The sequence below is a fragment of the Mycolicibacterium austroafricanum genome, from assembly GCF_902705885.1.
GTDB lineage: Bacteria > Actinomycetota > Actinomycetes > Mycobacteriales > Mycobacteriaceae > Mycobacterium > Mycobacterium vanbaalenii_A.
The window spans coordinates 45,079-54,520 of record NZ_CACSIP010000041.1; the positions used below are offsets into that span (position 1 = coordinate 45,079).

Annotated in this window: 6 protein-coding genes and 1 pseudogene; 6 read left to right on the forward strand and 1 reads right to left on the reverse strand. The window is 67.9% G+C overall.

Features of this window, described 5'->3' with window-relative positions:
- Positions 1-176 precede the first annotated feature (176 nt).
- Both BEMPMBAN_RS24210 and BEMPMBAN_RS24215 read left to right on the forward strand, forming a co-directional pair.
- Positions 177-3,056, forward strand: coding sequence for an MMPL/RND family transporter (locus BEMPMBAN_RS24210; protein ID WP_159233808.1), 2,880 nt, complete (start codon positions 177-179; stop codon positions 3,054-3,056).
- 115 nt (positions 3,057-3,171) lie between these two features.
- Entirely contained in the window at positions 3,172-4,059 is an 888-nt protein-coding gene (locus tag BEMPMBAN_RS24215) for a type IV toxin-antitoxin system AbiEi family antitoxin (RefSeq protein WP_159233809.1), read from the forward strand.
- A gap of 66 nt (positions 4,060-4,125) precedes the next feature.
- Here BEMPMBAN_RS24215 and BEMPMBAN_RS24220 read toward each other — a convergent pair whose 3' ends face one another.
- Entirely contained in the window at positions 4,126-4,599 is a 474-nt protein-coding gene (locus BEMPMBAN_RS24220) for a gamma-glutamylcyclotransferase family protein (RefSeq protein ID WP_159233810.1), read from the reverse strand.
- 89 nt (positions 4,600-4,688) lie between these two features.
- Between BEMPMBAN_RS24220 and BEMPMBAN_RS24225 the strand changes: the two genes are divergently transcribed.
- The 4 genes and pseudogenes from BEMPMBAN_RS24225 to BEMPMBAN_RS24240 all read left to right on the forward strand — a co-directional run.
- On the forward strand, positions 4,689-6,104 hold the full coding sequence (locus BEMPMBAN_RS24225; RefSeq protein ID WP_159233811.1) for an NAD(P)H-quinone dehydrogenase: 1,416 nt from the start codon (positions 4,689-4,691) through the stop codon (positions 6,102-6,104).
- Positions 6,105-6,159: 55 nt separating this feature from the next.
- On the forward strand, positions 6,160-7,905 hold the full coding sequence (locus BEMPMBAN_RS24230) for a glycerol-3-phosphate dehydrogenase/oxidase (protein ID WP_159233812.1): 1,746 nt from the start codon (positions 6,160-6,162) through the stop codon (positions 7,903-7,905).
- A 5-nt stretch (positions 7,906-7,910) separates the two neighbouring features.
- Positions 7,911-8,768 carry a pseudouridine synthase gene (locus BEMPMBAN_RS24235; protein WP_200846104.1) on the forward strand — a complete coding sequence of 286 codons (858 nt, stop codon included), beginning with the start codon at positions 7,911-7,913 and terminating at the stop codon, positions 8,766-8,768.
- A gap of 492 nt (positions 8,769-9,260) precedes the next feature.
- Positions 9,261-9,442: pseudogene (locus BEMPMBAN_RS24240) on the forward strand (hypothetical protein); the annotation flags it as partial.

Here is a 9,442-nt window from a genome sequence, read left to right on the forward strand (position 1 = left end):
GGCGCGTTGTGCCCCACGTCACTGTTCAGCCCGGCGGGGATGCGGACCACCACTTGACCGCTGGGGTTGCCAACCGACTGCAGAATGGTTAGCCTGGCTTTGCTTATCGGTTATTTCCGGCCGAACACGGCGGCGCCGTAACGACTTTCGGCTCAACCCCCCGAAGGAGTCGTACGGTGGAAGGGCACAAACCGCACTTCTACGGTATCGCCCGGTTCATCCGTCTGGCCTCCGTCCCGATCATCCTGATCTGGATCGCCGTCGCCGCCTTCCTGAACGTCTCGGTACCGCAGCTCGAGGACGTCGGAAAGCTGCGGTCGGTGTCGATGAGTCCCGAGGACGCGCCTGCCGTCATCTCGATGCAGCGCATCGGCGAGGTCTTCGAGGAGTACGAGTCCAACAGCTCGGTGATGATCGTGCTCGAGGGCGAGGAACCCCTCGGCGACGACACCCGGGATTACTACGCCGACCTGATCGGCGAGCTCGAGGCCGACACCCGCCACGTCGAGCACGTGCAGGACCTCTGGAGCGACCCGCTCACCGCCTCCGGCGCCCAGAGCTCCGACGGCATGGCCACCTACTTCCAGGTGTACCTGGCCGGCGACCAGGGTGAGGCCCTTGCCAACGAGTCGGTCAAGACCGTGCAGGACATGGTGGCAGAAAGCCAGCCGCCCGACGGCGTCCGCGCCTACGTCACCGGGGCATCGGCACTGGCCGCCGAACAGGAGACCGCCGGGCACGAGAGCATGCGGATGGTCGAGGCGCTGACGTTCCTCGTCATCACGATCATGTTGGTGCTGTTCTTCCGGTCTATCGTCACCACTCTGCTGATCCTGGTGATGGTCGGGCTCAGCCTGATGACCGTCCGCGGCGCGGTGGCGTTCCTGGGATTTCACGAGATCATCGGCCTGTCGACGTTCGCGACCAGCCTGCTGGTCACGCTGGCCATCGCGATCGCCGTCGACTACGCGATCTTCCTCATCGGCCGTTACCAGGAGGCCGTCGGCAAGGGCGAGACCCCCGAATCGGCGTACTACACGATGTTCGGTGGCACCGCGCACGTCATCGTCGGCTCCGGCCTGACCATCGCCGGTGCGACGTTCTGTCTGAGCTTCACCCGGCTGCCCTACTTCCAGACCCTCGGTGTGCCGCTGGCGCTGGGCATGCTGGTGCTGATCCTGGTGGCGATGACGTTCGGTCCGGCGGTGGTGACCAGCGCGAGCCGGTTCGGTCTGCTGCAACCCAAGCGCGCCATGCGGGTTCGCGGCTGGCGCAAGATCGGCGCAGCCACGGTGCGTTGGCCGGGCGCGATCCTGGTGGCCAGCGTCGCGGTCTCACTCATCGGTCTGCTGGCGCTGCCGGGATACCAGACCAGCTACAACGACCGGAACTACCTGCCCGACAGCGTCCAGTCCAACGTCGGCTACGCCGCCGCCGAAAGGCATTTCTCGCCGGCCCGGCTCAACCCCGAGATGCTGATGGTCGAGACCGATCACGATCTGCGCAACCCGGCCGACTTCATCGTCATCGAGAAGATCGCCAAGGCCCTGTTCGGGGTGGAGGGCATCGGGCGGGTGCAGACCATCACCCGCCCCGACGGCACCCCGATCAAGAGCACCTCGATCCCGTACATCATGAGCCGGCAGGGCGGCACCCAGCAGCTCAACGAGAAGTACATGCTCGACCGGATGGACGACATGCTCGTCCAGGCCGACGCGCTGCAGAACACCATCAACACGATGGAGCGGATGCAGAGCCTGATGGGGCAGATGTCCGAGATCACCACGAGCATGGTGGCCAAGACCAAGACGATGGCGGTCGACGTCGCTGAACTGCGGGACCACATCGCCGATCTCGACGACTTCCTCCGGCCGATCCGCAACTACTTCTACTGGGAACCGCACTGCTACAACATCCCGGTGTGCTGGTCGATGCGGTCGATTTTCGACATGATCGACGGCATCAACCTGATGACCGACAACGTCCAGGATCTGGTGCCCGACCTCGAGCGGCTCGCCGCGACGATGCCTGAGCTGATCGCGCTGATGCCGTCGCAGATCGAGTCGATGAGGTCGCAGCGCGACATGATGCTGACGATGTACCAGACCCAGAATTCGCAGCTGGAATCTGGCGCGTTGATGCAGGAAGACTCGACCGCGATGGGCGACGCGTTCAACGACGCCTGGAATGACGACACGTTCTACCTGCCGCCGGAGGCCTTCGACAACGCGGACTTCCAGCGCGGCATGGAGCAGTTCATCTCGCCCAACGGGCACGCGGTGCGGTTCATCATCGCCCACGAGGGTGACCCGCTGTCCCCGGCAGGCGTCGAGAAGATCGACGCGATCAAGTCGGCAGCCAAGGAGGCGATCAAGGGCACCCCGCTGGAGGGGGCCCGGGTCTATCTCGGTGGGACCGCGGCCACGTTCAAGGACATGGCCGACGGCACCCGCTACGACCTGCTGGTCGCCGGGATCGCTGCGATCGGGCTGATCTTCATCATCATGCTGATCCTGACGCGGGCGGTGGTGGCTGCCGCGGTGATCGTCGGCACGGTGGTGCTGTCTTTGGGCGCGTCGTTCGGGTTGTCGGTGCTGGTCTGGCAGCACCTGATCGGCATCGAACTGCACTGGATGGTGTTGCCGATGGCGGTGATCATCCTGCTGGCAGTCGGTGCGGACTACAACCTGCTGGTGGTGTCGCGGCTCAAAGAGGAGGTCCATGCGGGCCTGCACACCGGGCTGATCCGCACCATGGGTGGCAGTGGCTCGGTCGTCACGGCGGCCGGCATGGTCTTCGCGCTCACGATGATGACGATGGCGATCAGCGACCTGACGATCATCGGTCAGGTGGGCACGACCATCGGCATGGGGCTGATCTTCGACACCCTGGTGATCCGGTCGTTCATGACGCCGTCGATCGCGGCGCTGATGGGTCGCTGGTTCTGGTGGCCGCAGCGGGTGCGGGTGCGCCCACGCCCTGTCCCGTGGCCGGCGCCCTTGTCCGGCGAGGGCTTGTCCGGCGAGCGCGCGGGTCTGCACACCGACACGCCGTAAATCCTGGCACTGCGCGCGCGCTCGTCGCCGACGAGTTCTGCACAATCGCCAGTTGATCCCCAGATGATGGTCGACACCCGCCGGAGTGGGGCGCCATCGCCGCACGATGGCCGCCATGAACGACGACATCATCGCCCTGTTCGCCGCCCAGGGTGGCGTCGCGACCAGCGGCCAGATCCTCACCCACCTCACCCGTCGGCGTTTCGAGGCGGCGGTGAACACCGGTGTGCTGGAACGGCTGTGGCAGGGCGTCTACTGCCTGGGTGAACCCACCGACGGGCTACGGCTGCGTGGCCTCGACCTGTCCTGCCGCAAGCCGGTGGCGGTGTGCCTCGCGACGGCGGCGGCGTTGTTCGGCTTCGACACCGAGGAACCGGCGGATCTGCACGTCCTCGACCCTCCTGGCTGCGCGCTGCGCAGCGCCGATGGCCTTGTTGTGCATCGGCGCGACGGCGCGCCGTTGGTGATGCGCGACGGACGTCGGGCCACCTCGCCAGCATGGACGGCCGTCGAGGTGGCGCGCAGCCTGCGCCGTCCGCGAGCGCTGGCCACCCTCGACGCGGCGCTGCGCAGCGGCACCTGCACCCTGCCTGGCCTGTGGCGAGCGGCGGTCGAGCAGAAGGGGCGCCGGGGCATTGTCGCGGTCCGCGATCTGCTGCCGCTGGCCGACGCGCGGTCGGAGTCCCCGATGGAGAGTGAAGCCCGGCTGGTCATGCTCGACGGTGGATTGCCGATCCCGGAGTTGCAGGTCGAAATCGTGGACGGCAATGGCGAGCTGCGCCGACTCGACTTCGCCTGGCCGGAATTCGGAGTCGCCGCCGAGTACGACGGGGTGGCCTGGCATTCCGGCCCGGAAGCGATGAAACGGGATCGGCGTCGGTACAACGCGCTTCACGATGCCGGCTGGTCGGTTGTTCCGATCGTGTTCGAGGATGTCCGGTATCGCGCGTGGGAGGTGGTGGCGCGCATCGACGGGCAGCTTCGTCGCGCTCGTGCGGCGTGAGCGCGCGCAAAATGCCGGCAATTACGGCGCGCCGACGGGCAAACGCGCGCGCTCGCGGGAAAAAAGCTACGTGCCCGGGCCGATGTTGCTGGCCGGGCGGGTCCGCAGGTCGTGAACGTATTCGGCGGGGGCCCCGGCGATCTCGGCCGCTTCGGCCATCACGCCCAGATACCGCGCCGACGGGATGCCGCCCTCCCAGGCGTCTACCACATACAGCCACGCCAGCACCGGGTCGGTGTCGGTGTCCGACGACAACCGCTCCACCCGGCACCGGATCTTCTTGTGGAACCCGAGCTCGGAGCCCTCCCAGCGGTCGAGGTTCTCCTCGTCCTCCTTGGTCATGTCGTAGAGCACGACGAACACCTTGGAGGTCGGGTCCTCGACAACGGTGGCCAGTGCGCCCTCCCATCCGATGTCCGCACCGCCGAACGTCAAACGCCAGCCGTGCAGCCACCCCGTCCCGGCCATCGGGGAGTGCGGTGCCCGCAGCTGCATCTGCTCGGGATGCATATTCGATCCGTAAGCGGCGTAGATCGGCACGCGAGCAGCTTAGTCGCATCGTGTTCGGCGGGCCGACAACCGTCGGACTCCCGGTATCTGAACGCGCCCCGGTGTCCTAGGTTGAAACGGTGGTAACGCGCATCGTGGTCATCGGCGGCGGGCCGGCGGGATATGAGGCGGCGCTGGTGGCTGCCGGGAAGGGCAAAGACGTCACGCAGGTGACGCTCGTCGACTCGGACGGGGTGGGCGGCGCCTGTGTGCTCTACGACTGCGTACCGTCCAAGACGCTGATCGCCTCGACCGGGGTGCGCACCGAGTTGCGCCGCGCCGAGGGGCTGGGTTTCGATATCGCCATCGACGCCGCCCAGATCTCGCTGGGCCAGATCAACAACCGGGTCAAGACGCTGGCCGCGTCGCAGTCCGCCGACATCGGCCGCCAGCTGCTCAACCAGGGTGTGACGATCATTGCCGGCCGCGGCGAGCTCGTCGACGACACCGAAGGCATGGCACATCACCGGGTGAAGGTCACCACCTCCGACGGCAAGGTCGGGGTGCTCAAGGCCGACGTGGTGCTGATCGCCACCGGCGCCAGCCCCCGGGTGCTGCCCAACGCCGAGCCCGACGGCGAGCGCATCCTGACCTGGCGGCAGCTCTACGACCTCGCTGAGCTGCCGGAACACCTGATCATCGTGGGGTCGGGGGTGACGGGAGCGGAGTTCTGCAACGCCTACACCGAGCTCGGGGTGACGGTGACGGTGGTCGCCAGCCGCGACCAGATCCTGCCGCACGAGGACTCCGACGCCGCCGCGGTGCTCGAAGAGGTGTTCGCCGAACGCGGCGTCACGCTGATCAAGAACGCCCGCGCCGACTCGGTGAACAGGACCGACACGGGCGTGCAGGTGAAGATCGCCGACGGCCGCACCGTCGAGGGCAGCCACGCGTTGATGACGGTCGGCTCGGTGCCCAACACCGCCGGCCTGGGTCTGGAGCGGGTGGGCGTCGAGCTCGAACCCGGCGGTTACATCCCGGTCGATCGGGTGTCGCGCACGCCGGCGGCGGGGATCTACGCCGCAGGTGACTGCACCGGTCTGCTGCCGTTGGCCTCGGTGGCCGCGATGCAGGGCCGCATCGCCATGTACCACGCGCTGGGGGAGGGGGTCTCGCCGATCCGGCTGCGCACGGTGGCGTCGGCGACGTTCACCCGGCCCGAGATCGCCGCGGTGGGCATCCCGCAGTCGGCGATCGACGACGGCAGCGTGCCCGCCCGCACCATGGTGCTACCGCTGAACACCAACGCCAGGGCGAAGATGTCGCTGCTGCGGCACGGTTTCGTGAAGATCTTCTGCCGGCCGGCGACGGGCGTGGTGATCGGTGGCGTCGTGGTGGCGCCCATCGCCTCAGAGCTGATCCTGCCGATCGCGCTGGCGGTGCAGAACCGGATCTCGGTGACCGACCTGGCGCAGACGCTGTCGGTGTATCCGTCGCTGTCGGGGTCCATCGTGGAGGCCGCGCGCCGGTTGATGGCGCACGACGATCTGGACTGACCCACGTAGCCTGGGACGGACAGCCGTACTGACGAGTAACGAGGAGTCGGTCAACGTGAGCGACGCGGTCCCCGGTCCGGGCAACGGGCAGACCCTGCTGGGTCCCGAGCAACGGGCGCGTGCCTGGCAACGGCTGGGTAGCGAGCAGTTCGACGTCGTCGTCATCGGCGGGGGCGTGGTCGGCGCCGGCGCCGCGCTGGACGCCGCGACGCGGGGTCTGAAGGTGGCGCTGGTCGAGGCGCGCGACTTCGCGTCGGGAACCTCCAGTCGCAGCAGCAAGATGTTCCACGGCGGCCTGCGCTACCTGGAGCAGTTGGAGTTCGGGTTGGTGCGCGAGGCGTTGCACGAACGTGAGCTGTCGCTGACGACGTTGGCGCCGCACCTGGTCAAGCCACTTCCGTTCCTGTTCCCGCTGACCAATCGTTGGTGGGAACGGCCGTACGTGGCGGCCGGCATCATGCTCTACGACCAGCTCGGTGGCGCGAAATCGGTTCCGGCGCAGAAACATCTGACCCGGTCCGGGGCGCTGCGGCTGTCCCCGGGGTTGAAGCGCAGCTCGCTGATCGGCGGAATCCGGTACTACGACACCGTCGTCGACGATGCCCGGCACACGATGACGGTGGCGCGCACCGCGGCCCACTACGGAGCGGTGGTCCGGACATCCACCCAGGTGGTGGCGTTGCTGCGGGAGGGCGACCGGGTCACCGGGGTGCAGGTCCGCGACACCGAGGACGGCGCGGTCGCCGATGTGCACGGCCACGTCGTGGTCAACGCCACCGGGGTGTGGACCGACGAGATCCAGGCGTTGTCCAAGCAGCGCGGGCGATTTCGGGTGCGGGCGTCCAAGGGTGTGCACATCGTGGTGCCGCGCGACCGCGTCGTCAGCGAGGTCGCGATCATCTTGCGCACCGACAAGTCGGTGCTGTTTGTCATCCCGTGGGGAACGCACTGGATCATCGGCACCACCGACACCGACTGGAACCTCGACCTCGCGCACCCGGCGGCCACCAAGGCCGACATCGACTACATCCTCGGCACTGTCAACACCGTGCTGGCCACCCCGTTGACCCACGACGACATCGACGGTGTGTACGCCGGGCTGCGGCCGTTGCTGGCGGGGGAGAGCGAGGAGACCTCCAAGCTGTCCCGCGAGCACGCGGTGGCGGTGCCGGCGCCGGGACTGGTCGCGATCGCCGGCGGCAAGTACACCACCTACCGGGTGATGGCCGAAGACGCCATCGACGCCGCGGCCGAGTTCGTGCCGACCCGGGTGGCGCCGTCGATCACCGAGAAGGTGCCGCTGGTGGGCGCCGACGGATACTTCGCGCTGGTGAACCAGACCCAAAGCGTCGGAAAGCATTACAGCCTGCACCCGTATCGCGTGCGGCACCTGCTCGACCGCTACGGGTCGCTGATCGGTGAGGTGCTGGCGCTGGGTGAGGAGAACCCGGACCTGCTCGGGCCGATCACCGACGCGCCGGTGTACCTCAAGGTCGAAGCCGCCTACGCCGCGGCGGCCGAAGGGGCACTGCACCTCGAGGACATCCTGGCGCGCCGGATGCGAATCTCGATCGAGTACCCGCACCGCGGTGTGGACTGTGCCCGTGAGGTCGCCGAAGTCGTTGCGCCGATTCTGGGTTGGAGTGCTGCGGACGTCGACAACGAGGTCGCGATGTACCTGGCGCGGGTCGAGGCGGAGGTGCTGTCCCAGAATCAGCCCGACGACGAATCCGCCGACGCGCTGCGGGCCGCCGCGCCCGAGGCCCGCGCGGAGATCCTCGAACCGGTGCCGCTCACTTGACGCGGATGCCCGCGCCGCTTCCGGTGCGCGACGGACTCGGGCCGGCACGGGTCCGGTTGCGCGGCGGCGCGGTCCTCGTGGAGTTGGCGAACCGGTTCGGTGAGGCCGCCGCCGCCAAGGTGCTCAACGGTGAAGTGTGCACCGCCGACGGTACGGTCGTCACCGCATCGACTGTGCTGAAGCCGAATTCGCACGTGTACCTGTATCGCGACCTGCCCGACGAGGTGACGGTCCCGTTCGAGATGCCGATCCTGCACCACGACGCCGACATCGTCGTCGTGGACAAGCCGCACTTCCTGGCCACGATGCCGCGCGGCCGTCACGTCGCTCAGACCGCGTTGGTGCGGCTGCGTCGCGAACTGGCCCTGCCCGAGTTGAGCCCGGCGCACCGTCTGGACCGGCTGACGGCGGGGGTGTTGTTGTTCACCGTGCGACCGCAGGTGCGCGGCGCGTATCAGTCGTTGTTCGCCCGTGGCCTGGTGCGCAAGACCTACCTGGCGCACGCGCCCGTCGACCCAGCGCTGATCTTCCCGATCACGGTGCGCAGTCGGATCGTCAAACGCCGTGGCTGCCTGCAGGCAGTGGAGGAGCCTGGCGAGCCGAACGCCGAGACGGTCGTCGAGCACTGCGGCGGCGGCCGCTATCGACTGACCCCACGTACCGGTCGAACCCACCAGCTGCGGGTGCACATGGCGTCGCTGGGGCTGCCGATCACCGGTGACCCGCTGTACCCCGACGTCGCCGACGTGCCCGACGACTTCGGCACCCCGCTGAGGCTGGTGGCGCACCGGCTGGAGTTCGAGGACCCGCTGACCGGAATGACACGGCAATTCACCAGCGCCCGCGAGCTACCTACTGATTAGCTTGCGCTCAGATCGCAGTTCCCCTCGGCTTCACGCATTACTGCGATCTGAGCGCATACCGTGCGCGGTCCGGATGCGCACAGAGGCAATGTACGACATCCCCGAAATATTCGCTGGACGATTCGACGACCTGGTCAAAAATGGCTTGGACAAGGCATCTAGTGCCACAGTGGGCCTCAGCAGAATTTGCCCGACGGGTGCGATAGCCGCTACGAAACGGTCACCGGACGCCGACCGCGTCTCGGTGCCCGCGTGCAGTGCCGATGCCTTCGACGCATACGCCGAGTCGCATACCTAGCAAATCCGGTGCGCTGATTCGACCCCCTCGTAGCCCGCTGCGTGCTCGTGGGCGCCGCGGTGATGTGCGCGATGCGCACCGGCGTGATCCCGCTGCGGGCGCGCCGCCGGCGTTCAGCCCCATCCGGGCGTCGCTGCTGTAACAATCGGGAGACCTCGCGGCGCCCGCCGCCGGAACACTCGAAGGAGCCGACAGTGCGCAAGACCTGGCTCGTGACGGCAGCGGCGCTGTGTGCGGGGGCGGTGCTGGGTCCAGTGCCCGCCGCACCCGCAGCGGTGTGCGGTTCGGTCGGCGGCGTGCACGTCGACGTCACCGGCTGCGCGGACCCGCTGTCGGAACTCAACGCGTTCCCGCCACCTCCGCCACCGCCTCCGCC

What these genes read in the sequence shown, in the direction of transcription:
- BEMPMBAN_RS24215 (WP_159233809.1), top strand. Translation starts at nt 3,172, where the DNA reads ATGAACGACGACATCATCGCCCTGTTCGCCGCCCAGGGTGGCGTCGCG.
- BEMPMBAN_RS24235 (WP_200846104.1), top strand. Translation starts at nt 7,911, where the DNA reads ATGCCCGCGCCGCTTCCGGTGCGCGACGGACTCGGGCCGGCACGGGTC.